At 52.5% G+C, this 23,603-nt stretch carries 18 protein-coding genes and 1 pseudogene; 3 read left to right on the top strand and 16 right to left on the bottom strand.

Annotated features, from left to right (window positions below):
* Window positions 1–87 precede the first annotated feature (87 nt).
* Window positions 88–1,770, top strand: a complete 1,683-nt coding sequence (locus P9H32_RS14780) for a hypothetical protein (protein WP_322609684.1) — start codon at window positions 88–90, stop codon at window positions 1,768–1,770.
* A gap of 62 nt (window positions 1,771–1,832) precedes the next feature.
* On the opposite strand, the gene ilvN is transcribed toward P9H32_RS14780, so the two are convergent.
* The 3 genes from ilvN to P9H32_RS14765 all read right to left on the bottom strand — a co-directional run bounded on the left by ilvN (window position 1,833) and on the right by P9H32_RS14765 (window position 5,108).
* Complete coding sequence (gene ilvN, locus P9H32_RS14775) at window positions 1,833–2,336, bottom strand: acetolactate synthase small subunit (protein WP_322609683.1); 504 nt, start codon at window positions 2,334–2,336, stop codon at window positions 1,833–1,835.
* 15 nt (window positions 2,337–2,351) lie between these two features.
* Window positions 2,352–4,073, bottom strand: a complete 1,722-nt coding sequence (gene ilvB / locus P9H32_RS14770; protein ID WP_322609682.1) for a biosynthetic-type acetolactate synthase large subunit — start codon at window positions 4,071–4,073, stop codon at window positions 2,352–2,354.
* Between the two features lie 135 nt (window positions 4,074–4,208).
* The gene (locus tag P9H32_RS14765) at window positions 4,209–5,108 is read right to left on the bottom strand and encodes a hypothetical protein (RefSeq protein WP_322609681.1); all 900 of its coding nucleotides are present in this window, start codon (window positions 5,106–5,108) and stop codon (window positions 4,209–4,211) included.
* An 80-nt stretch (window positions 5,109–5,188) separates the two neighbouring features.
* On the opposite strand from P9H32_RS14765, the gene P9H32_RS14760 reads away from it, so the two are divergent.
* A complete protein-coding gene (locus P9H32_RS14760; protein ID WP_322609680.1) occupies window positions 5,189–5,452 on the top strand; it encodes a hypothetical protein in 264 nt (87 codons plus the stop codon).
* A 5-nt stretch (window positions 5,453–5,457) separates the two neighbouring features.
* Here P9H32_RS14760 and P9H32_RS14755 read toward each other — a convergent pair whose 3' ends face one another.
* The 11 genes and pseudogenes from P9H32_RS14755 to P9H32_RS14700 form a co-directional block, all read right to left on the bottom strand.
* Window positions 5,458–7,290 carry an amino acid permease gene (locus tag P9H32_RS14755; RefSeq protein WP_322609679.1) on the bottom strand — a complete coding sequence of 611 codons (1,833 nt, stop codon included), beginning with the start codon at window positions 7,288–7,290 and terminating at the stop codon, window positions 5,458–5,460.
* A complete protein-coding gene (gene rlmN, locus P9H32_RS14750; protein WP_322609678.1) occupies window positions 7,287–8,324 on the bottom strand; it encodes a 23S rRNA (adenine(2503)-C(2))-methyltransferase RlmN in 1,038 nt (345 codons plus the stop codon). The genes P9H32_RS14755 and rlmN overlap by 4 nt, the downstream gene beginning before the upstream one ends.
* An 86-nt stretch (window positions 8,325–8,410) precedes the next feature.
* Entirely contained in the window at window positions 8,411–9,256 is an 846-nt protein-coding gene (locus tag P9H32_RS14745) for a PTS sugar transporter subunit IIA (protein ID WP_322609677.1), read from the bottom strand.
* 185 nt (window positions 9,257–9,441) lie between these two features.
* Window positions 9,442–9,903 (bottom strand): ferritin family protein, encoded by a 462-nt coding sequence (locus P9H32_RS14740; protein WP_322609676.1) that lies wholly within the window; start codon window positions 9,901–9,903, stop codon window positions 9,442–9,444.
* The gene (locus P9H32_RS14735) at window positions 9,900–11,993 is read right to left on the bottom strand and encodes an FAD-dependent oxidoreductase (protein WP_322609675.1); all 2,094 of its coding nucleotides are present in this window, start codon (window positions 11,991–11,993) and stop codon (window positions 9,900–9,902) included. The genes P9H32_RS14740 and P9H32_RS14735 overlap by 4 nt, the downstream gene beginning before the upstream one ends.
* A 2-nt stretch (window positions 11,994–11,995) precedes the next feature.
* A pseudogene (locus P9H32_RS14730) lies at window positions 11,996–13,757 on the bottom strand (NADH-ubiquinone oxidoreductase-F iron-sulfur binding region domain-containing protein).
* Entirely contained in the window at window positions 13,750–14,229 is a 480-nt protein-coding gene (nuoE, locus tag P9H32_RS14720; RefSeq protein WP_322609672.1) for an NADH-quinone oxidoreductase subunit NuoE, read from the bottom strand. The pseudogene P9H32_RS14730 and the gene nuoE overlap by 8 nt, the downstream one beginning before the upstream one ends.
* 93 nt (window positions 14,230–14,322) lie before the next feature.
* Window positions 14,323–15,066, bottom strand: coding sequence for a type III pantothenate kinase (locus P9H32_RS14715; protein ID WP_322609671.1), 744 nt, complete (start codon window positions 15,064–15,066; stop codon window positions 14,323–14,325).
* A gap of 82 nt (window positions 15,067–15,148) precedes the next feature.
* Window positions 15,149–16,018 carry a carboxylating nicotinate-nucleotide diphosphorylase gene (gene nadC, locus P9H32_RS14710; protein WP_322609670.1) on the bottom strand — a complete coding sequence of 290 codons (870 nt, stop codon included), beginning with the start codon at window positions 16,016–16,018 and terminating at the stop codon, window positions 15,149–15,151.
* Between the two features lie 4 nt (window positions 16,019–16,022).
* Window positions 16,023–17,084, bottom strand: a complete 1,062-nt coding sequence (locus P9H32_RS14705; RefSeq protein ID WP_322609669.1) for an AI-2E family transporter — start codon at window positions 17,082–17,084, stop codon at window positions 16,023–16,025.
* Window positions 17,085–18,482: 1,398 nt separating this feature from the next.
* Complete coding sequence (locus tag P9H32_RS14700) at window positions 18,483–20,249, bottom strand: hypothetical protein (RefSeq protein ID WP_322609668.1); 1,767 nt, start codon at window positions 20,247–20,249, stop codon at window positions 18,483–18,485.
* Window positions 20,250–20,533: 284 nt separating this feature from the next.
* On the opposite strand from P9H32_RS14700, the gene P9H32_RS14695 reads away from it, so the two are divergent.
* Window positions 20,534–21,364 carry a response regulator transcription factor gene (locus P9H32_RS14695; protein WP_322609667.1) on the top strand — a complete coding sequence of 277 codons (831 nt, stop codon included), beginning with the start codon at window positions 20,534–20,536 and terminating at the stop codon, window positions 21,362–21,364.
* 124 nt (window positions 21,365–21,488) lie between these two features.
* Here P9H32_RS14695 and P9H32_RS14690 read toward each other — a convergent pair whose 3' ends face one another.
* Complete coding sequence (locus P9H32_RS14690) at window positions 21,489–22,928, bottom strand: phospholipase D-like domain-containing protein (protein WP_322609666.1); 1,440 nt, start codon at window positions 22,926–22,928, stop codon at window positions 21,489–21,491.
* A 142-nt stretch (window positions 22,929–23,070) separates the two neighbouring features.
* A complete protein-coding gene (locus P9H32_RS14685; protein ID WP_322609665.1) occupies window positions 23,071–23,598 on the bottom strand; it encodes a toxin-antitoxin system YwqK family antitoxin in 528 nt (175 codons plus the stop codon).
* Window positions 23,599–23,603: the final 5 nt, after the last annotated feature.

Raw genomic sequence — 23,603 nt, 5'->3', positions numbered from 1 at the left:
AGTGAATCATACTTAAATTACGGCCTACTTAAAACAGGCACGCATCCTGCTAAATCTTGCCTATCTGAAATTCAACGTGAGTTTAGCATGCCATCTGAATCCAAATTTCCGGGCCATCAGTTCCAGCCCATTAAAGACGAAACTCTGGTGAACGCACTTAATGAACTGAGCCGTTCTATCAACATCGCCACCACATACGGGCGGCAGCACCCCGCTGTTGAAGCCGCCGTTGTAACCGCCGAAGTGGCCATGAACAGTCTCTTTACCGATCGAAAAAAAGTACTGCTCGGGTCATTCAACGGCATGCTGACTATTGATGAAACCCCCGTCAGGGCGGTCAGTACACTGCATAAATCACTGGAAAAGAGGCTTTGCCGGCTAAATATAACCGCCCTGAAAATCAGTCAGGGCATCACCAGAAATGAGCTGATTGATCTCATTCAACTGCTATCCAGCAGAGAGGCCGGAGATTTTCAGGCCGGCCTGAACCGGGCAAACCTTTCGCACATCACTTCCGACCAGGCCCGCTACAAAGCCGTTCACGACAACGAAGCCGTCGCACTTAAAACCGACATCGGCAATGCCGCTGCAGGAGAAGCCTACGATCTCGAACGCGATGGAACATTCGTTCTCGACGAAGAAACTGAACGCAGCTCATCCGACATACATGTTGATCAGATCATCGCTTTTCTCAAAGGAAACAGCGGGCCCGACACCGAACAGCATGTTGGGGAAGGTCTGTCTGAACTGGCCTCCGATCCCGCCAAACTGGGAAAAATTATCCTTGAATCGGTCGCATTACGTCAGAAAGTTACCGATCTCTCCGGAGAATCATTGAGTGATATTATTCTGGGCAGTCTGCGAAGAACCTATGAAGGACTGCGCACCCAAAGTCCCTTCAAGGATAAAAACGGAAAAGCAGACCTCCAGAAAGCCATGCTGCTCCTCGAAAAGAACCTGCTCGATAAAATAAGCGCCCTCAAAGGAGAAAGCAATCCTGCGCTCGACCGAGACATCATCCAGGCCATCCGGAATATGAATGAAGAGCTCAGTTTTGAAATGGCCGCCATGCAGTATATGGAGCACCGCCGGGCCGTGGAGCAGCAGAAACATGAACTGCAGGATTTCATCCACAGCCGCGGTACGGCCGCTGCGGAAGGTCTGCTTGCCGATACCAATTTTCCCTCAGCAGAATGGCGGCGCATTGTGGTGGAAAGCGGACAGGCCCACCCGCAGATTGCCGACGGTCTCAATACACTGGCCACCGTTTTCGAGCGCCTCGAAAAAATGATGAGATCCAAGAGCACGGACGGAACCACGGTTAAAGACCTGCTTGGTCAGGCCAATGAAAATCTGGATGACACCATTTTCACAACAAAAGAAAAGCTCGACCTCCTTTCCAGACAGCTCAAGGACGGCGAAGCCGGTACGATCGGCGGACATGGCCGGCATATGAGCCAGGATGAACTCCTGGCCGCTCTCTCTGAAGTCGCGCAGGAACTGATGCAGCCGCTCACAGCAATCACCGCATCACTCGAAATGATGCTCGGCGGCTTTGTCGGCGAAATCACACACGATCAGCGCGACCTGATCGACCTCGCTGCAAACAGCGGAGACCACCTTAAATTCCTCATGAAAGAGCTGATCGATATTGTAGGCTGCCCCACCAATACCGGCGTCGACCAACGCTTCCACACCACCAGCGAAGAAGTCGTTCAACTGCGCGATGCAGAAGGCCAGGAAGACCTCCCGCTCAGTTATTTCCAATAATCGACAAAAAAAACGCGTCGCCCCCAAAAAAAGGACGACGCTTCCAAATTATGGAAAACCGGTCAGGTTAAATCCTGTCCGCGGCTCATCACCACTTTTCCGGTGCGGACAAGCTCAATAATTTTAAATTTGGCAATCATCTCCTCGAGCGCATCGATTTTGTCGGGATTGCCGACCACCTGCAAAATCATCGACTCTGGCGTGAGGTCAACTGTTTTACAGCCGTAGTGTTCGGCAATCTGAAGCGCTTCCGAACGCCCTTCGCTATCCACCGAAATCTTGATGAGTCCCATTTCCTTGGTAACCGATTCATCGTATGTATGATCGATGCAATGAAGCACATCAATCAGCTTCATGAGCTGTTTAATGATCTGGTCCAGACCTTCCGGATCACCACTGCAACTGATGGTCATACGTGAAAACTGACCGTCGACAGCCGGAGAAACAACCAGCGACTCAATGTTAAAACCGCGACGGGAGAATACCTGGGCAATACGCGCCAGCGCACCCGGTTTATTTGAAACGTAAACACTCAGTGTGTGCATGTTTTTATCATGATGAAGCATTATCTCTCTCCTCGATTAAGTGGAACCTGTCGGTTTATCCAGTTTAATGGTCGGCGGGTCAATCAGCATGTCTTCCAACGCAGCTCCAGCCGGAACCATCGGGAATACGTTATCTGCTTTTTCCACTTCGCAGTTAATCAGACACGGGCCGTCGTTATAATTCAGCGCATTCTGCAGGACGCGCTTAACATCGCCCGGGCGGCGCAGGTTGAACCCTTTGATCCCGAAGGATTCTGCCAGTTTGACGAAATCCGGATTACCCTCAAGATCCACCCCGCTCTTGCGGTCATCATAGAACAGCTCCTGCCACTGGCGGACCATGCCGAGATAATGATTATTCAGCACGACGATTTTAATCGGCAGCTTGTGCAGCGCGGCTGTGGCCAGCTCAAAGAAGGTCATCTGAAATCCGCCGTCTCCAACAAAGCAGACGTTGATATCATTCGGCCGTCCGAATGCCGCACCGATCGTGTATGGAAGACCAACCCCCATCGTTCCCGCACCGCCGGAACTCAGCCAGTTATAGCGGCTGTCATTTTTATAAAACTGAGCGGCCCACATCTGATGCTGCCCGACATCCGTAGCCACCACCGCCTTGCCATCGGTCAGCTTGTAGAACTCATCGATGATATGCTGCATCTTCAGACTGCCCTGACGCTTGAATTTCAGCGGATGCTTTGTTTTATATCCATCCAGAGTTTTCCGCCACGCGTTCGTCTCCAGCACCGGAACATGTTTAATCAGCTCATCCAGCGCCGTCTTCGCATCGGCAACACAGGCTATCTGCGGCTGAATCATTTTACCGATTTCAGCGGCATCAATATCAATATGAATAATCGTCGCATCTTTGCAGAATTCATCCGGCTTCCCCAGAATGCGGTCATCAAAACGTGAGCCGATGTTCAGCAGCAGGTCGCACTCACAGATCGCCTTATTGGCATAGGCCGTTCCATGCATCCCCAGCATCCCCAGCGAAAGTTCGTGGGTTTCCGGAAAAACACCCTTACCCAACAACGTTGTCGTCACCGGAATCTGTGCTTTTTCCGCCAGAGCCAGCAGAGCCGAATCAGCCCCGGAAATCATGGCCCCGTGACCCGCCAGAATTAGCGGACGCGAAGATTTTGAAAGCGCCTCAGCAATCTCCAGAACCTTATCGTTATCAACGGCATAATCGATATGGTATCCGGGCAGGTCCATTTCAGCGTGCAGATCCGCCGTACAGGGGCCCGCGCTGATATCTTTGGGAATATCGATCAGAACCGGGCCCGGCCGACCCGTTGTCGAAATATGAAACGCTTCACGGACAATGCGCGGAATGTCGTTGGTTTCCTTAACCAGATAGGAATGCTTAACCACCGGCATCGTAATTCCGAAGATGTCCGCTTCCTGAAAGGCATCCTTGCCCAGCATCCACGAAACCGACTGCCCCGTCAGAACAATCATTGGAACCGAATCCATTTGGGCCGTCATGATACCCGTCAGCGTATTGGTGGCGCCCGGGCCGCTGGTTACCAGCACCACGGCCGGCTTTCCCGTTGCACGCGCATAACCGTCTGCCATATGAGCAGCACCCTGCTCATGACGCACAAGAATAAACTTAATTTTGGTATTGGTTGTAACCAGCGCATCGAAAATCGGAATCGCAGCACCGCCGGAGTAGCCGAAAATATATTCAACTCCCTCACTCTCCAGGCAGCGGATAAGCGCCTGGCCACCTTCCATCGTCTCATTTGTCATTATATTTCCTCCAGAAACACCAGAACCATAAAACAGCTGTTTATTTTGTCAACATTATAGAGTGCAAAATGAAAAAACCAATATTCGCCCAATAAAACAGACTTTCACCCCAAAAATTATCTTATTTTTACAAATTTAAAGCCTAAATGAAGCCACCAAGCCCAGAACAAAGGCCGAATCATACTCACGAGAATATATATTCGCCCCGCTCCTATCATCCAACTCTATTTTTCCATCAAAATTAACCCCAATAATCGCACTAACAAACCCTCCCGGATAAAAAAAGTAACCAACACTTCCAATTATTGGAATATTTCGATCTTCCCCCACCCCATTTGGTGCCAATCCATCACCATTCAGCCGAAACCGCTTTTCCTCATATCGGCCGGTAACTGCATATTTCCAATGTCTGGAATAATCATAAACCAGCGAAAGCCCCGGTCCGGCCGTCGCCGCGAACCCACCGCCCGTTTCCAGACTGAGCTTTTCAGTGATATTCCAGTTAACCAGCAGTACCGGAAAATAACGGGTCGAATCCTCAATTTGTCCAGACACCAAAAAAGCCGGACCCAGTGTCAGCCGATCCCCGAATGTATAAGACACACCGCCGAAAAAGGTACCAACAAAGGCATCATCCAGATCCGTTCCGGCTTCCCCATACGAACGAACCGAAGGCCCGGCAAACAGCGCCCATTTTTCATCCAGCGCCCAGCGCGCAAACAAACCGAGGCGGTAATTATCAATATTGTCCCAGAGCTGCGTGCCTAATCCGTCAAAATTATAATCATCCTGCCCATAACCGGCCGACACCGCAACCATCCGGTCAAAGCCCCACATTCGGGCAATACCCGCCTCCACAAAATAGCGGTTCACCGAAAATGCCCCTCCGCCATCCAGATCCGCAGGAAAGTCATATACAGATCCGGCCTTCAGCGACGGTCCCCACCGGGGAAACGAAAACTTCGGCGACTCATTCGTCTGGCCACAAACCGCACAGGCCAGCACCACCCCATATATTATCAGTCTGAATTTCATATTTTATCCAGTCCTTGGAAGCGCAAAAGAAAACCATAAAATTGCTGAATTGAACATCTCAACCCGATTAAAGTTCCCCCATGAACAAGGAAGCTTACATCCGGGCACTGGAAATTGAACGGGATGGCGACTGGGACGCCGCCCACCGCATTATACAGGAAATCAACACAACCGAAGCCGCATGGATTCATGCTTATTTGCATCGGGTCGAGGGCGATTCCGGAAACGCGGCTTATTGGTACCGACGCGCCGGACGCCCCGAATGCCACTCCTCATTGGCAGAAGAGCGGCAGGAAATTTTCGATGCTTTAAAAAAGGGCGGTCATACCACCGACCCTGCCTGAGTTTTTCACATCCGCACGCGTTCGCTCAGCAGAAGAATATCCTTAAGCTGCGCCTCGTTTTTCGCTCGCGCCCAGCGTTTTTCAAATTCCGGGTGCTGTACAATATGGGCAATCGCCGCCAGCGCCTTGAGATGCATATTGCGCATATCCCTGCTGCCGGCAATCACGAAAAACGCCTTCACCGAGAGATCCCCCTCAAAAGGAATCCCTTCGCGGCTTCGAATCAACGTGATATTGAACAACCCCTCGCCGTCCACGATGATGTGCGGAATGGCGACAAATGGAGTAAGCACACAACTGCCCTGCTGTTCGCGCTCCACAAAACGGCGTCTGATTTCTTCTGCCGAATGATCCAAATCCTTTTCCAACGTCTCCGACACCACCCGAAGCAGTTCATTCTGATCCGCTCCCGGCCCTAAATCGAGAGCCTCTGCACTCTTCAGAATTTCATCAAATTCATCGTGTACCACTTCATCGCGCTTCTGCAGCACATCGTAGAGCTCCTTCTCCAGCGAATCGGCGGTCAGTTCCTTATTGGTCAGACTCTCAACAATATGCAGCAGCGCATACTCCATATCCGTGCGTTTGCGACCGTAGAAAAAATAGATCAGTAAACCGAAGACCACAAAACCAAGGCTCACTTCAATGGCCGCCATCCCCATATCAACAATCAGCAGCGTGAAACTGATAATTCCGAAGAGCGGAAGCCACGGACACCACGGCACACGGAACGTCGGGCGATAATTGGTCAGCTTACTGTGGCGCATCACCAATACGGCCGCTGCGGAAAGCACATAAGCACTGATTACCACGGCCGATGCCGCCTTCACCAGTTTTTCAATATCCAGCAGCAACGACAGCAGAATAATCGTCGACGTCATAATGATCGCCACCATCGGCTCGCCGCGCTTATTGACCTTGGCAAAAAACGGCGGAAGCAGATTATCGCGTCCCAGCGCCAGCGGATAACGCGAAGCCGACATAATGCCCGCATTGGCCGTCGTCACAAAAGCCAGAACCGCCGCAACGGTAATGGCCCCATAACCAACCGGCCCCACCAGCATCCGCGCCGTGTCGGCAATAGGCGTGTAAGAGCCGGAAAGCTCTTCCGCCGGAAGAACCCCGACAGTCACAAACAGCAGCAGCGCATAAAGCAATGTGATCGCCAACGTGGCTGCAATGAATCCTGAGGGTATATTTCTCCGCGGATTACGCACCTCCTCTGCAATCGTCGCCGTTTTCAGAAGCCCGCCGAACGAAACAAAAACAAAACCCGCCGTCGAAAGAATCCCCGAAAAACCCCCGCCCTCTTTCACAAAAGGAGTAAAATGCGAGGCCTCCAGATTCGGCATACCGGCCACCAGATAGCCCCCCATCAACAAAAACAGCACCAGCACCAGCACCACTTCAAATTTTGCCGCAGCCTCAGCCCCCCGAATATTCAACAGCGCAAACAGCACCGTCACCGGCACCGCCGTCGCAAACAGCGGCACCCGCTCGCCACTCAGCAGATAGATAACCTCAGCCAGACCGAAGATCGCAAACGCGGTTTTCAGTGAAAGCGCAAACCAGCTCAATAACCCCGAAACCGTCCCGATCAACGGCCCCAGACTCCGGGTCAGAAAATAGTAATCGCCACCCGCTTTCGGCATGGCGGTGGCCAGCTCGATCACACTCAGCACCCCGATCAGCGCAAGCAGCCCGGCAATCAGATACGCAATAATCATTGCCGGTCCGGACTGCGCAAAAGCCAACCCCGGCAAAACGAAAATCCCCGAACTGATCATTGCCCCGGAGGCAATGCAAAAGACGTCGATAAAGCCCAGGCCTTTTTTCATACGCTCGCATCCTTTTGTTTATGCTGAACCAACTGACCGCACGCCGCGGCAATATCGGAACCCATGGAATATCGGAGTGTAACGTCAAATCCCGCAGCCTTCAAGCGGTTCGCAAACTGTTCACGTTCCGGTTGCGGCGTGCCGCGCAGACTGCTGCCTGAAAATTCATTATAGGGAATGAGATTGATATGTACCGGAAGGCCTTTCAGATAATCCGTCAGAGCCTGAAAATCCTGATCACGATCATTCACTCCCGCAAGCATCAGATATTCAATCATCACCCGACCGTGGGCAGAAGCCGCCACCAGTGTTTCACGAATCCGTTCCAGCGGAAAAACCCGCGCCTGCGGCATCATACGCTGCCGCACCTCCTGATCGGCCGAATGCAGACTCAACGCCAGATGAACATTCGGATAAGTCTGCGTAAACAGCTCCATCGCCTCCGGAATGCCCACCGTCGAGACCGTGATGCGTGAACCGGCCAGATCAAACAGCTTCGGATCCATCATAAAATCCAGGGACCGTAAAACCTGCTCTGTATTCAGCAGCGGCTCGCCCATCCCCATAAAGACCACATTACGGATCGTCCGCCCCTCCGGCTTCACCATCCGGTTCGCCTGACTGACCTGATCCAGAATTTCAGCCATCGTCAGATTCCGCGTGAACCCCATCTTTCCGGTCGCGCAGAATGAACAATAGCAAGCGCAACCGACTTGCGATGAAATACAGATCGAGGTCCGGCCCGTCTTCGGACGCAGCACCACACTCTCGATCAGATGACCGTCATGCGTTTTAAAAATAAGCTTACTCGCGCCGTCCACTTCCGAATCATGACGTTCCGCCAGTTCCAGACACTGGAAAATAATGCTCTTCTCAAAATCCCCCCGAGCCTCTTCCGGCAGCACCGCCAACGCGTCATTCCAACTTCCGGAATTTTTAAACAACGCATTGCGGAACAGCTTCATCCGGTGCGGCTGCACCGCATTCCGGCTCCGGATGTCCTCGATCGCATCAGTATCGTAAATCGTGATCATAACACCTGTGCAGCAGAAGAGCACAACGATCACGAAGAGCAAACCACGCTCAACGGTGCGCCCCGACGGCCTGTTTTTGATTCCGTCTATTTGAAGGTTTTGCGCGTCGTCTTGTTCAGCGCCTTCCACAGCTCTGCTTCATCAGCACAGTTCAGCAGCATTTCACGCGCATCTTTATCCCGGAACGTTTTAGAAAGTCCGGCAATGAGTTTCAGATAAAACGCACTCGTTGCCGTCGGAATAACCACAAAAAAGAAGATGCGCGACAACGTACGGCCGGGACCGCCGAACTTCACCCCTTTTTTACTGATCCCTACCGCCATCGAAAGGCCCCCGCCCTCCACACCGCGTACGTGCGGAAAAGCCAGGCCGTTATCCACCGCGGTACTGATGATGGCTTCACGCTGCAGTGCAAGATCAAGCAGATGATCGCCATCATTCACAAAACCCTCCTGCTGCATCCGTTGACACATTTCCGCAAGCACCTCCTCACCGGTTCCGCCCTTCAGCGGAAACATCATCAGCTCAGGTGCTGTGAAGCGGGCGATTCCCTTTTTCTGAACTTCGCCGTACGAACGACTTACGCGCTCGCGTTCCACCAGCTGATCCGGATAATACAAAAAGCGGGCACAGTTCGGGCAGCGGTTCAGCGCTTCCGATTTAGCCACACTCTGCACCAAACTCTTGGTCAGCGACATACCGCACCCTGCGCACAGCTCCCCGGAAACCGGAACAATCGCTTCCGGATGCTTCTGCAGCAACCGGTTGAAATGCGACTTAATCTGCTGAGGCACATCAGCGCTCAGCGCCTGGATGGATTTGTTCAGCTCCTCCAGACGGGCATTCGGCTGCGAAACCTTTTTCTGCATGTTCGCAACGATCAGCTCCTGAAGCTGAATCAGCTGATTAATCAAACTATGCGTCGTTGTCATATAAATTCCTCTATGGGTTCAAAAGCTGGCAAATTTTACTAGGGCCAACGCAAAAGAAAAGCCCGGAGCTCATCTTTTCCAAACATTGGAAAACCTCCACCCGCAATTGTTCAAAAAGAATATCAAAATAAGCCGGCTTCATCCCCTCGAAAACCGGTTCAACCTGCAGATGCCTGTAAACGCCGTCAGTTGTCCTGCATAAAATGCTCCTCATACGCCGTTTCAAAACTGAGTTTATGCCCGGCCTCTTCCCGGGCCAGCTTTTCAAACATGGCCTTAAGTTCCGCATTCGAAATCCGGCTGGCCATATCCGCATAGAGCTCCATCGCCGCTTTTTCCCGCTTCATGGCCACCACCAGCGCATCCTGAAAGCTCATCTCCGGCCCCGCATCAACCTCCACCAGATAATCCCCGATTTTGAGATCAACCACGCGACCGCCCGGTTCACCCACGGCCAATCCGGCCTCCTTCGCCGCCAGCAGTTTTTTCTTATGCCCCTTCTCCACACCGGCAAACGCCGTCAGCGCCTTTTTCAGCTGAAGATTATCCGTCCGTCCGGCAAGGTTTTCATAAAACTCAACCGTTTCCTGCTCCCGCCGGACCGCAAAATCAAGCACCGCTTCGACAGTATCAAATGTGTCCATCATTCATCCTCCTTCACGTCAAGAAAAGCACCCGGCTTCAGTGTGGCCACCGCATCGCTCTTCAGGGTCAGAGCACCGACGGGACAATATTCCGCCAACTTCGGAAGTTCCTCGCTGTTAATGAGGCACAGTTTACGATCCAACGCCGGTTTCACACGGGCATCAAAACCGCGTCCCGAAAACCCAACGCAGGGGTCATTCAACAGTTCATCACAGGCCCGCACACAGGTTCCACACTGAATGCATTTATGCTCTTCATATACCAATACCTCATGGGAATCGTCCCGGCGATAACTCCGTTTATCTCCCGCAAAACGCTGAGGCGATGCATCAAATCGCGTGGCAAAATCGCGCAGTGCACATTCATGCGCATCACGGCAGCCGCACGCCATGCACCGCGCCGCCTCTGCCCTCGCCTGCTCTTCCGTAAACCCGATTTCCACCTCCCGGAAAGTCTGGGCCCGGCGTTTCGGCTCGAGCCGCGGCATCACCGCGCGATCCGCGGTATCGAACGGAGCAACAACCTCAGCCGGGATTTCAGCCAGTTTTCCCATGCTGTGATTATATCCTTTCGGATCGCCAACAATGTTTTCGCCGCGCAGATACTGATTCATCGCAAATGCAGCTCGCCGTCCGGCAGCCACTGCATTCACCGCAATATCTGCGCCCGTCACACAATCGCCTCCCGCAAACACCTTTTCAATCTGTGTCTGCCCCGTCTGCTCATCCGCTTTCAAGGAACCCCACGGCGTCTGCTCAATTCCGGAGACCATCGATGCATCCACATGCTGGCCAATTGCCGCAATGACATCATCCGCCGCAACCGTGTATTCCGACCCCTCCACCGGAACCGGCCGGCGGCGCCCTGATACATCGGGCTCGCCCAGCTCCATTTTAATACAGGTCAGAAGCAATTCATCGCCGCTCTGCTCAATCCTCACCGGAGCCGCCAGTGTTTCCAGCATAATTCCCTCCTCCAGAGCATCATCAATCTCCTCGTCCCACGCCGGCATCTGCTCCCGTGCACGTCGATACAGAATACTCACCGACTCCGCACCCAGCCGCAGCGCTGTGCGGGCCGCATCAATGGCGGTATTACCTCCGCCGACCACCACAACCCGGCGCCCGACCGGCAACGACTCATTGCGCGAAACCGCACCGAGAAACTCAATGCCACTTCGAACGCGCGCGAGTTCCTCGCCGGGCGTCCGCATCCCCGAAGCCTGCTGCGCACCGAGCCCGAGAAAAACCGCATCGAACTGTTCCTGTAATTCTTCAAATGTGATATCGGTCCCCAGCCTCGTGCTGTAGCGGAACTCCGCCCCCAGTTCCTCAATCACCGCCACCTCACCATCGATCACTTCGCGCGGCAGCCGGTACGAGGGAATCCCGTAGCGAATCATACCCCCCGGAGCTTCATGCGCATCAAACACCGTACAGTCGACGCCGAATTGCTGCAGAAAATACGCCGCCGAAAGCCCTGCCGGCCCCGCACCGACAATTGCCGCTGTTTTCCCGATATCCGAACATTTTTCCGGCGTCATGTTCCACCCACCTAAAACAGCCTGATCCGCCGGAAAACGCTTCAGCTGACAGATCGCCACCGGCTGTTCGACAAGTTGACGCCGGCAACCCTCTTCGCACGGCCGCGTGCAAACACGGCCCAGACAGCCGGCCAGCGGCATGTTGTTTACAATCAGCTCCAGCGCCTCGCGGTCCCGCCCTTCCGCGATGTGGTTCACAAAACCCGGGATATCGATCCCCGCCGGACACGACGTCATGCATGGGCCGAGACAATCCCCCACGTGGTCAGAGAGCAGCAGATCCAGACACGTCTTCCGCGCATTTTTCACCCGCTCGTTCTCAGTATTGACCACCATGCCCTCCGCCACTTCGGTGGAACACGATGGCACCAGCGTCCGCCGCCCCTCCACCTCTACCGCACAGACAAAGCAAGAAGCAAACGGCTTGAGATCATCCCGGTGACAGAAGGTCGGAATAAACAGCCCCGCAGCCTTCGCCGCATTCAGGATGGTGTCCCCCGCTTTCGCTGCAGCGAGCTTTCCATTTAAGATAAAATTCAATTCCGCCATGACTACACCACCTTCACCGCATCGAAATTACAGACATCACGACAGACTCCGCAGCGCACACAGATGTCGAGATCGATCACATGCGCTTTTTTCCGCTCCCCGGAAATAGCACCAACCGGACACTTGCGCGCACAGACGGTGCAGCCAGTACAGGCCCGCCCATCAATCACATAATCACAGAGACTGCTGCATTTGCCCGCCCGGCATTTTTTATCATTGATGTGCTCTTCGTACTCTTCCCGAAAATATTTCAGCGTCGTCAGCACTGGATTCGGTGCCGTCTGACCCAGCCCACAGAGGCTCGTATCCTTGATCTGCACCGCCAGCTCGTCCAGCGTCTGGAGATCTTCCGGCACCCCTCGGCCTTCACAGATACGGCTAAGCACTTCCAGCATACGGCGCGTACCGATCCGACAGAAGGTGCATTTTCCGCACGATTCCAGCTGCGTAAAATCAAGAAAGTAGCGAGCAACATCCACCATACAGGTCGTTTCATCGAGCACAATCATACCGCCCGAACCCATGATGGCTCCGGTACGGTTGACCTCATCGTAATCGATCCGAGTATCGAGCAGCGATTCCGGAATGCAGCCGCCGGACGGACCGCCCATCTGCACCGCCTTCACGGCACGATTTGTACCTGTTCCTCCGCCGATTTCCTCAACCACTTCACGGATGGTGATACCCATCGGCACTTCCACCAGGCCACCGCGTTTGATTTTTCCCGCCAGCGCAAACACCTTGGTGCCTTTCGATTTTTCCGTACCGATGGAATTATATGCAACCGCCCCGTTCCGGATAATCCACGGCACACTCGACAGTGTTTCCACATTATTAATGGTCGTCGGTTTCCCGAACAGTCCGGACTGCGCCGGAAAGGGAGGACGCAACCTCGGCATTCCACGCTCCCCCTCAACCGAAGCCATCAACGCGGTCTCTTCGCCACAGACAAAAGCTCCCGCTCCCTCTTTGATATGGAGCTTAAGTGAAAAGCCGGTGCCCAGAATATGGTCCCCCAGAAATCCGCGTTCTTCCGCCTGAGTAATGGCAATTTTCAAGCGGGCAATCGCCAATGGGTATTCGGCACGGCAATAGATATAACCCTCGTTCGCGCCGGTTGCAAAGGCCTGAATTGCCATGCCTTCCAGCACTTCGTGCGGGTCCGATTCCAGCTTACTGCGGTCCATGAACGCCCCGGGGTCGCCTTCATCGGCATTGCAGATCACATATTTTTCATTCCGCTCTTCGGCCAACGCAAACTTCCACTTCATCCCCGTCGGGAATCCGCCCCCCCCCCCGGCCCCGCAGCCCGGAAGCCAGAACGGTTTTACAGATCGCCATCGGGTCATTCTGCTTCAGCACAGATTCCAATGCCTTATAGCCATCGGCAGCCAGATATTCATCGATATTTTCAGGATTAATACGGCCGCAATTACCCAGCACGATGCGCCGCTGCTTACCCAGCAGTTCCGGTCCGATTCCCTCATCGGACTTAAACAGCCACTTTTCGATCGGGGTACCGCCGCGCAAGTGATCACGGATGATCCGGTTAAGTTTTTCCGGATTAAGATCCTGATAAAGAAATGTATTATTCCGGGAATCAGTGATCTGAATCTGCGGTTCCGCATGGCACATGCCCAGACAACCCATAATGCTCAGATCATCGCCAAACCCCTCTTTTTCCAGAGTTTGGAAAAGAATGCGTGATCCCGCCGCCATATTGCAGGTCGACATTCCGACAGCAATGTTGAAAGAATTACCCATCGAGTGCCTCCAATTCGTCGATCAGCTTCACCACGGCGCCGCGATCAACCCTCGCACTGATATCATCATCCACCGCCACCACAGGCGCCAGCGAGCAGCAGCCCAGACAAGCCACCGATTCCAGCGTATATCGTCCATCCGCCGTCGTCTCGCCATCGGATATTCCCAAGCGTCTTTCCAGCGCTTCCGTCACACCTTCTGCACCGGCCACATGACAGGCGGTGCCATGGCACACCTTGATGATTTTTTCACCCACCGGCTCCAAACGGAACTGCGAGTAAAACGTGGCGACGCCATACAACCGGGTTTCGGTCATTTCCGTCCGCGCGGCAATCTGCTCAATCGCCTCAACCGGAATATACCGGAATTCGCTCTGCACCGCCTGCAGCAACGGAATCGCCAGATCGTTTGCTGTGCCGATGCGGTCAATCATCCCATCGACTTTTTCCCTGATGTCACACTTACAGCTCATAGTATCCCCACACTGAATTCAGTAGGAAAACAGAGTAGAGCGTGACGCCTCGCTTTAAAAGGCCTATTGGAAAATCGGACCGCGTCTAAAGAATCAGAGATTCAGCTCACCGATAATTCCGACTCCCCGCAGTGTGAGTTTGGGATCAATGACCGCCGCAATATCCCAGTCTTTGAAAATCCACCCGGCATAACCTCCGGTGCAGCAGACCGGAAGCTCCGTGACACCGAAATCGTTTTTCAGCGACTGGAGAATTTCACGCACCATGCCCCGATAGCCCAGACGGGCACCGATCTGCATCGCCTGCTTGGTATTGCGGCCGACGACCGCTTTGGTTTTGACCGGTTCCACATGCGGAAGCAGTGCGGTTTTTTCGGCCAGATAATCAAACATCAGCGGCAGACCCGGGCAGATAATACCGCCTTTGTACCCCTTTACCGGATCGAGAATATCAAAGGTCAGTGCCGTCCCGAAATCACACACCACCGAGGGCGTCCCCATCAGCTTTGCCCCCGCCGCCGCATTCGCCAGACGATCCGCTCCGATATTTTCCGGCTTCGGATAATCAACCGGAACACCCAGCTCAAGTTCACTCGAAACAAACAGCGGCTTCGGCAGCCCGAGTAATTTCACGGCTTTTTTCCACCGGGCATTCACCGGCGGCACCACCGAAGCAATCACCACGGCCTCAACCGGTTTCTTCGTAAGAATCGGCTCAACGTCTTCCAAGGATTGGAACCGCGATGCACACCGCCCCACCGACGTCACCTTCCCGTTCCGATAGTAACCCACCGAAGAACTGGTATTCCCAATATCTATGACCAGTATCGCACTCATCTTATTTTTCCCGCAGAAGCGCGGAACTCACAGAACTTAAACTGATGTTCCCCTGACCACACTGTGACACTGCGGAATCATGTTACTCCACAAAATCGAGCGCAAGATCGATCGATGGAGCCGAGTGCGTGAGAGCACCCACCGAAATGGCATCCACGCCGGTCTGGGCAATGTCATAAATCGTCTCAAGATTGATACCGCCGGAAGCCTCCGTCTTGCAGATGCCTTTGCACAACGCCACACATTCGCGCAGCACCGGCGGCGGCATATTATCCAGCAGCACCCAGTCCGGCCGGGTGGTCAGGGACTCCTTCAACTGCTCCACCGTATCCACTTCCACTTCAATTTTAAGCCCCGGATATTTGGCCCGCGCAGCCGCAACACATTCGCCGACACCGGTACCGTGTTTCTTTTCCCACGAAACAAGATGATTGTCTTTAATCAACACCGCATCATACAGCCCGATACGATGATTCGTCCCTCCGCCGCAGAGCACCGCATATTTTTCAAATGCACGGTGTCCCGGTGTAGTTTTCCGGGTATCCAGGAGCATGACGTCAGGATTGCCGGCCGCTTTGACGTATTCTGCTGTAATCGTCGCGACGCCGCTCATCCGCTGAATAAAATTCAACGCGGTACGTTCCGCGGTCAGAATGCTCTGCGCGGCACCTTTAATCTCCAGCACCGTAGTCATCGCCTCGACAGCACGCCCATCTTCAACCAAAACGTCGCACTGAAGCTCCGGATTAACCCTTCGAAAAACTTCCGCCGCCACATGAATACCAGCCAGACGACAGGCTTCGCGCGCCACCATGTGCGCAACAGCCTGCTCTTCGGGCGGCACCGTTGAATCGGAGGTAACATCGGTATTGATCGGGCCGAGGTCCTCCGTAAGTGCCAGATCGATCAGCTGATTGACTTCAGGTCGTTCAAATATATTCGGTAGTTCCACTGTTCTATTTCCCCTGGGTTTCGTGGGTTTCTTTCCACAGGCTTTTGCCTGAACCCATCAAGATACTGATTGGTTTAAGCGCGTCGATATTTTCGCACACAATTTTAATCGCCGCGGCAATCGGCACCGAAAGCAACGCACCGGTGATTCCCCACATCCACCCGAAGAAAATCAGCGAAAGCAAAATAACCACCGGACTCAGATTCAGGCTGTCGCCCATAATTTTCGGCTCCACCACATTGCCCATCGTCATCTGGATCACCAGCAAAGCCAACGCCGTAAACACGGGTGTCCAAACCGACGGGTAATACTGCACAATCGCCAGCAGAACCGGAGGAATCGAGGCAATGATTGAGCCGATGCTCGGAATGAAATTAAGGAAAAACGACAACGCCCCCCAGGTCAGAGCAAACTCCACTTTCAACAGTGAAAGCACCACCCAGACCATTACGCCGGTAGTCCCGCTGATGGCCACCTTCACCACAAGATACTGCCCGATCTGCTTGGAGATCGACGCCGTCATTTCAGTAAAAACCGTAGCCCGTTCCGCCGGAAAAGCGGCCGCCACTTTATATTTGAAATACGGTTTACCCAGCAGCATAAACACCAGAAAGATCAGGACCAGCATCAGCTTACCCAGAAAGTTGGTCATAAATCCGGCGAGCGTCACGGAGGCTGATGCAATCTTCGGATACACCTGCTGTGTCCAGTTGATATCCGCCAAATAATCCTCAGGAAGATCCAGCCCGGAAACCAGATCCTGATAAATCACATTAAGCTGCTGCAGATATTTCGGCGATTCCGCCAGCACATCACGCACGCGGCCCCCCAGAAAAACGCCGCCCAGATAACAGACAAACAACACCAGGACCAGCACCGCGAAAACCGATAAACCCAGCGGTACCCGCTTGTGCACCAGCCAGTTAACCACCGGTCCGCAGATATAGGACAGCAACCAGGCAATCATCAGCGGAAGCACCACCGTTTGCGCCGCCTTGAATGCCGTTGCCACGGCAAACAGAACCAGCACACTCAGCAGTCCCGCCATTAAACTCGAACGTTTCATTCAAAAACCCCTTTAGAAGTGGCCTATAGATAAACCACATTTACGGACATTGGAAGGGGAATTGATGCGGGATAAAGAACGGGTATACCACAGGTCCTTACCGAAGAAAAATGAGCAAGCTGTGACTACAGACGCTCTGAAATGCACTTTCGGTCCATAATAAATTCGGCGGTCCGTCAATCTTCGAACCCACCCCTACACACGCTGACTGACCATAGACGGGTGCACGATCAATAAAGTATTTTATAATTTTTACATCTTATCCTATACAATAATTCATGCACTACTCATTCGGGGTGAGTTCGAGGGTGCAAAATAGGGCGTCAATGATCTCTGCTTCTATCCAGCTATCAATTAGGAATATAAATGCATCTTATTCCACCCAATCGATCTTCACGCAGTAAAAACAGCTCGGCAAAGCAGCTGGGTTGATTGGCAGAGAATTGAAAATAAAAGCAGGAACCGCCGTTGGCAGGATTGTTTCCCCGAATATATTCCTGTCAGTTTAGATTGCCGTCACCATCCCCATCTTCTTGGGCGATGACCGCTGTTGAGCGGCTCCAATAGTTTCCGTTTTTTTATGCCAACGAATGGGTGACCAAGAGGCAGGACTACACCAATCTAAGAGTGATCAATAAGGCTCATAAGTTCCGAAATGGAGGAACAACGCCAATCAGAATTCCCTGCATCGCACAGAGCATAACAGAAGTTAATCGCATTTGTCCAAGTAGTTGCCCCACTCCCCGATTAGGAATCGGGATCCTTAATCCACTCTAGACCTGTTAGTTCTAGACCTGTTAGTAAATCTGTGATGTAGCCACTTCCCGAATCCATGAAGCGAAGGTTAGGCCAAACCATTCCCTTTTACAAAGCACCATCATCTGCCAGATAACAACTTGTCGTTTGCCCGGTCTGGGCGATTATTGTACCAAGACTGAAAACAGCACCCCCATCATTAATAGTCAAAGTGTCATTCTGTTAAAGAATCATCCCAGTTCGTGCCCGCATTCCCAAACACTTACTTCAAAGCTCCCTTAACAATGCCGGAGCCTACATCTCCAGAAAGAGTAAGGGTCATGAGCGCTGTGTAGAATGGTTAGAGATTGCGGCATTCACAGCAACTTCATTCGTCACATCACTGAAAGCATCATAATAGATGTAGTCCCTTCACGTTGGGCAACCGATAAGCTCGATACGGTTACCGTTGCATTAACCGATATCGAGATAATCTAAAATATCATGATTAATAAGGTTTATTTTTTTAGTGTGCACTTTTGTCTCGCTGCATTCAGCGCGCCCTCTTGCGAGGAGGCACGTCCCACAAACTGCGGCACGTTCGCCACGTGAGCCGAGCTGGACACGCCACCACGCCTCACTCGGGCGAACGAGCCCGGCCTTTTATTCATCCAGTTTCACATTTATGCTGTAGAACCCTTCGCCTTCCGTTGAGTGGACGGTGTCGGTAAAGCTGTTTTGCGGATAGGCGATGCCATTGGTTAGCACCATCAATGAATTCGTCAGACTATCGGTCCATTTAACCCCGTAGCTGCGCCCTTCAACGGCATTCCAGCTGAGTACATATCCGGCGGGACTTGCGCCGGAATCAGAAACTTCGAATACGGAAGCCCCGTTAGTCGGGTTGGTGCCCGCAACAAATTCAGCCCGGTCGTCCAGCTCGTCGCCATCACCATTTCCGCTTGCAGGGGCGTTGGTGGGGTTGCCGTAGTATTGCTGCTCCCAAACATCGGGCAGACCATCACCGTCGAGATCGGAACACTGCGGGTCAACTACTCTGGACAACTCAAAATCACCAAACCATGTCATCGTGTTGCCGCTGACCACACTGGACACGCCGCTTTCGCCATCCATACCCCATTCTCCACAGGTGTCGGTGAATGCCTCCATCGACAATGAAGCACCATCCCAGGAATAGACTCCGCGCTCCATGCCGTCGTATCCATTTGGATCGAAACTCGATTCGCCATCCTGTGCAAAGAAGTAGATGCCGTTTGGCAGGAAAGTGAACACCACATTATCATGGTTGTTTACGGTATCCAAATGGTACCAACCACCTATGATGGATGGCGGAGTGGACGGGCTATAAACGCGCTGGAAGGGTGTAGTACTTTCTGAGGACGACGAATAATTCAAGGCATCACCGTTCACTGTGACGGTAACGCTTCCACCAGGATGCGATAGTCCCCCTTGACCATTAGTATCCACAGTTACAGTCGCAGCAAATGCTCCAGTATTTCCATTCCACGTATAGGTTCCTCTTTCCATCCCAAGTCCCCCGGCAAACCCGGCTGAACTATCGTGAGAAAGAAAATAGGTTCCATCAGCCATGAAGGTAATCATTACCGTGTCCTCGGTGGTTGAATCGCCCGTTACCCAACTGCCCACAATGGAGGAACAGGGAATCAGCGCTTCTTCATTCGGCGGCACAGTTCCAATGTATGGAAACAGTTCCAGATTATCGCCATAGACCGCTCCGCTCGGAATAGCCATCCCCCGGTCACCGCCACCGAGATTCAGCGTGAAGGTGTCCTCATCCGTCATGCCCCATGCGGTGGTATTAAAGGAGGTGAAGGGGAAAAAGCCGTTACCTTCATCATAGAAAAGATGCAGGTGCTTCGTTTTGGAGCTGAAGGTCAATTTAACAGCCAAAAAGTCATTGGTTAGTCTTTTGGTGGCATCCAGCACCTGCACATCATCAACAGCCGCTCCAACACTGAAATCATGTTCCGCTATTCCATAATTTGATTTATCCCGCGAAAAGCTGAAATAGTTTTTTGAAGAGACAAACGTTCCGTTTGATTCGCTTCCGGTAATCCAGAATCCGATCGAGCACTCATTGTTTACAATCGATGTCTCATCAAGCGTATTCATCGTTTCATAGGTCATGGACCAGTCCTGCGCATAGCTACCACTGTTAAGAATCCATGTACGACTGACCGGTCGGAAATCCTGCGGGCCGGTTGAAGAAACAAGTTCCAATCTTCCATTTGTCTCTTCCAAGGCGCATCCTACTTGGGTCTCTGTGTTAACCCATTTAGCCCCATCCATCGAGTTACCATTAAAATCATCCCCTCCGGAAAAGTTGGCCATGGCCGGGATGGCAGCCATCGCAATAATGATTACGGAATTTCCTGTTTTCTTTTTCATTTCCCAACTCCTGCTTGATCAATCTGTACTGTTTTCTGCATTTAAACGTGCGGCGTCATCAGGCCTTTCTTTCGACAACGACTATAAAACCTCTGGGAAAAATGGCACATACGTCCTTTTGCGTAGTTTAATTATCGTATTACTCATATTTTATTGATTTATCCTGTTATCAAGGTAATTTTTTACTGCTGAAGGTGTTATGCATTCCGCACAATCTTCTTTTATTTCACAAGCACTATCGTGGGCATCTCCACTCTTAGCTGCACAAGACAAGGGAGGAAACGATGGAAAATTTTACGAATGCAGGTTACCGGAATCTGTCAGAAGCCGATCTCCAGCGGACGGTTAAAGTCTGTGACCTCCTCCACCAGGCCAATGAAAACCGGTCCTTCACAAAACATATGCATGCTGTTCTTATGCAGATGTTCAGCAACGTTCACTTTTCATCGGAACTCTACCAGCTCGAGCCGTTCACCCTGCTTGAGCAGGAACTGCCCACCGTGGACGATCGTTTAGTCCCTATTTTTAAAAAATGCATCTTGGACCATCCGTACGCATCACAAATGGTCAGCCAGACCGTTCCCGAACTCAGTATGACGCAGTTGGAACCCTCCATGAAAGAATTACTGAAAACGGCTCTCTATAATGAATTCTACAGTAAAGTTGAGGCTCAGAATCAAATATGGATTGGCCTGCGCGATGGCAATGAACTGCTGACCGGCGTCTATTCCCGTGAACGGAAATATTCAGAAAAACACCGTTCGATGATGGGCATAATCCTTCCCCACCTTGAACTGGCCTGGAAACACTGGAAACAAACCCGATCGCTAAAGATGAAGCTGGGCATGCTGAAAGATGCACTTTTCCAGTCGGAAGAGCAGGAAGCGGTGGCCGCCCGATTACGCAAAGCGATCGATGCCCTGCCCTCCCGCCAGCGGGAAGTGATTGAGCAGGTCGCCGCCGGCCTCGATAACCAGCAGATCGCCGATGAATTGAACATCTCGAAACGCACCGTGCAAAAACATCTGGAACTCATTTTCCGAGCCTTGGAAGTCCATCACCGCACCGAGCTCGTCGCCAAATGGCACAAGGCCCATTCCATCCAACTCTATTGAATCTACCCGCCTCGCTAATACCGCTCGTTCCAGCAAAACCCGCACCGTTCCATACCCCTGACTATCGATACGGATTTATTGTTCGCTCTATACAAATCCCTCAAACGAAAGCGAAGGGCATGAATCAGAAGATCGACATACCCGACGTTTCTCCCCACCAGGCGCAGAACTTGCGCCACCAGTTTCCATCGCGGTATTTTTCATAGTCACAGGTATAAATCCGGTTCGGCTCATTGCTCCACCACCGATCAAACGTCTTGCACGCCTTTACCAGATTCGGATCATCCCGCGGCGCGGTAAAAGCCAGATCAGCCTCGCAGTTGAAATTATTCATATTCCGCCGCGTGTAATTACACGAACCCAGCAGTAACGTGGCCGATCCATCCGGATTCTCCACATAAAGCATTTTCGCGTGACACTGTTCCCCGTGCGTATCGGCCCAACGCAATGGAATCCCGGCTTTTACCAGTTTCGCACCGCTCTGCCGGTTCGGCACGCCGTTCTTTGTCCGCCCGAACGAATCTCTGGCCGGATCAAGGATAATGCGTACATCAACCCCGCGTTTTTTGGCGTTGACGAAGGCTTTAATCACTTTTTTTTCCGACATATAAAACATACACAGGTCCACTCGGGCCCCGGGCTGTGCGTTTTCCAGCAGTTCAAGCACCTTGTCGCGAATCCGGATTTCAGATAGCAGCTCGACCTTGTATCCCTCTGAAGGGCGAGGCTCCGTCCGAGCCATGGAGGACGCTGCGGCTCGGACGGAGCCTCGCCCTCCAAACTCCGGAACAAACTTTTCTTCACCCGAAAACTCCAGAACCGCCGACTCCATTTCGCAGGCCTCGGCCATCCCGGCATTCACTTTCAACGCCACATTGCGATGCGCCGAACTCGCACTGTGCGGATTGGCACTGGTCATCAGCAACGCCTGATCCGTCACCACCACCTTCCGATGGTTGGCTTTAAAATTCAGCATCTTAAACATACTGCGCAGCGAGATCCGCCCCTCACCCATCGGATTCGGCAGTATATTTCCCGGCCCGGTCCCCCACGGCTGCGCCAGAATCCTCCAGGGTTTGGAATAAATCGGATTGCTGTCGCGCAGTTTATTCAGATCCGTCACCACCACCTGCACACCGGCCTTTTCCAAGGCCTGGAACTGCGGCGATTCAATTGAACCATATACCGTATTCACCGGATCGGTAATAAAGATAATTTCAACATCCGGGCGGTTGCTCCGTTTCACCAGCAGTTTTTCCGTCAACTCCGGCCCCAAAGCCCGCATGCATGGACCGACCTCAAAACCGAACTCATTCATCAGGAACAGATCGATCAGCACAAACTGCTCGGCCTCATCGATCATTTCATAGATCGCATCAAAAATTTCCTGATCCACATACCGCACACCATTCGTGTCCACCCACGTTTCATCCACCAGAAATTCAACTTCAGACGCACGGGTTTCCGCAGAATAGGCCAACCCGCGTTTTTCATAGTTTGAGACACAGCCGTTCAGAATTGAGGCAAGAAGAGCTGCACCCAGTATCAGAATCAGTTTTCGCATCGGTCGCTCCATCATAAAAGTAAAAATCTTAGCCGGACTTCGAGCTATTGGAAATAAAAAAGAAATCCATGCAATGCGGTAATCGTGCAAAGAATAGTTCCATCCCGTTGCCGGGATCGGACGCCGACGCTCCTGATCGCCCCTATTTCATCAACGTGCCGGACTCATCCCAGAACTTCTTTTTAACAACGCTGCCGTTTCCCATAAGCACCTCGGCCTTTTTCGAGCTGTCCTCATACCAGGCATAGGAGATTCCATGGGGCGTGCCGTTACTGAATCCGGCATCCTCAGCCAACTGACCGTTTTTATGCCAGCGCCGAAATCGCCCATGAATCTGACCGCTGACGATTTCTGCTTCAGACTTTTTTTCACCGGTGATGTACCACTGGGTTCGCAGCCCATGTGAAATTCCATGAGTGAAATATTCGGTCACCTGTAACTGCCCGTTGGTGTACCAGCCCTGAGACAGACCGTCCGGAACACCGTCCGCGATTTCCGTACGGCTTCGCAATTCGCCGTTTGCATAATAGCGCTCCTCAACCGGCTTTCCCGGGGCGGCCGAATGAGGACGCATCAATGTCCAGAACAGGACCAAGCCGATGAAGATGACTCCAATCCCCGCAAAAAAAAGGGCTCTGCTGGTACGAGATGAAAATTCAGGTGCACTCATATCTC

The sequence above is a fragment of the Pontiella agarivorans genome (genome assembly GCF_034531395.1).
Classification (GTDB): Bacteria; Verrucomicrobiota; Kiritimatiellia; order Kiritimatiellales; family Pontiellaceae; genus Pontiella; species Pontiella agarivorans.
The sequence above is the reverse complement of the archived record's forward strand: the minus strand, read 5'-3'. Positions and strand labels throughout refer to the sequence as shown.

Bases quoted from the DNA above. Each gene is read 5' to 3' on its own strand.
- P9H32_RS14780 (WP_322609684.1), top strand. From the start codon at position 88: ATGCCATCTGAATCCAAATTTCCGGGCCATCAGTTCCAGCCCATTAAA.
- ilvN (WP_322609683.1), bottom strand. From the start codon at position 2,336: ATGCTTCATCATGATAAAAACATGCACACACTGAGTGTTTACGTTTCA.
- ilvB (WP_322609682.1), bottom strand. From the start codon at position 4,073: ATGACAAATGAGACGATGGAAGGTGGCCAGGCGCTTATCCGCTGCCTG.
- P9H32_RS14765 (WP_322609681.1), bottom strand. From the start codon at position 5,108: ATGAAATTCAGACTGATAATATATGGGGTGGTGCTGGCCTGTGCGGTT.
- P9H32_RS14760 (WP_322609680.1), top strand. From the start codon at position 5,189: ATGAACAAGGAAGCTTACATCCGGGCACTGGAAATTGAACGGGATGGC.
- P9H32_RS14755 (WP_322609679.1), bottom strand. From the start codon at position 7,290: ATGAAAAAAGGCCTGGGCTTTATCGACGTCTTTTGCATTGCCTCCGGG.
- rlmN (WP_322609678.1), bottom strand. From the start codon at position 8,324: ATGATCACGATTTACGATACTGATGCGATCGAGGACATCCGGAGCCGG.
- P9H32_RS14745 (WP_322609677.1), bottom strand. From the start codon at position 9,256: ATGACAACGACGCATAGTTTGATTAATCAGCTGATTCAGCTTCAGGAG.
- P9H32_RS14740 (WP_322609676.1), bottom strand. From the start codon at position 9,903: ATGATGGACACATTTGATACTGTCGAAGCGGTGCTTGATTTTGCGGTC.
- P9H32_RS14735 (WP_322609675.1), bottom strand. From the start codon at position 11,993: ATGGCGGAATTGAATTTTATCTTAAATGGAAAGCTCGCTGCAGCGAAA.
- nuoE (WP_322609672.1), bottom strand. From the start codon at position 14,229: ATGAGCTGTAAGTGTGACATCAGGGAAAAAGTCGATGGGATGATTGAC.
- P9H32_RS14715 (WP_322609671.1), bottom strand. From the start codon at position 15,066: ATGAGTGCGATACTGGTCATAGATATTGGGAATACCAGTTCTTCGGTG.
- P9H32_RS14705 (WP_322609669.1), bottom strand. From the start codon at position 17,084: ATGAAACGTTCGAGTTTAATGGCGGGACTGCTGAGTGTGCTGGTTCTG.
- P9H32_RS14700 (WP_322609668.1), bottom strand. From the start codon at position 20,249: ATGAAAAAGAAAACAGGAAATTCCGTAATCATTATTGCGATGGCTGCC.
- P9H32_RS14695 (WP_322609667.1), top strand. From the start codon at position 20,534: ATGGAAAATTTTACGAATGCAGGTTACCGGAATCTGTCAGAAGCCGAT.
- P9H32_RS14690 (WP_322609666.1), bottom strand. From the start codon at position 22,928: ATGCGAAAACTGATTCTGATACTGGGTGCAGCTCTTCTTGCCTCAATT.
- P9H32_RS14685 (WP_322609665.1), bottom strand. From the start codon at position 23,598: ATGAGTGCACCTGAATTTTCATCTCGTACCAGCAGAGCCCTTTTTTTT.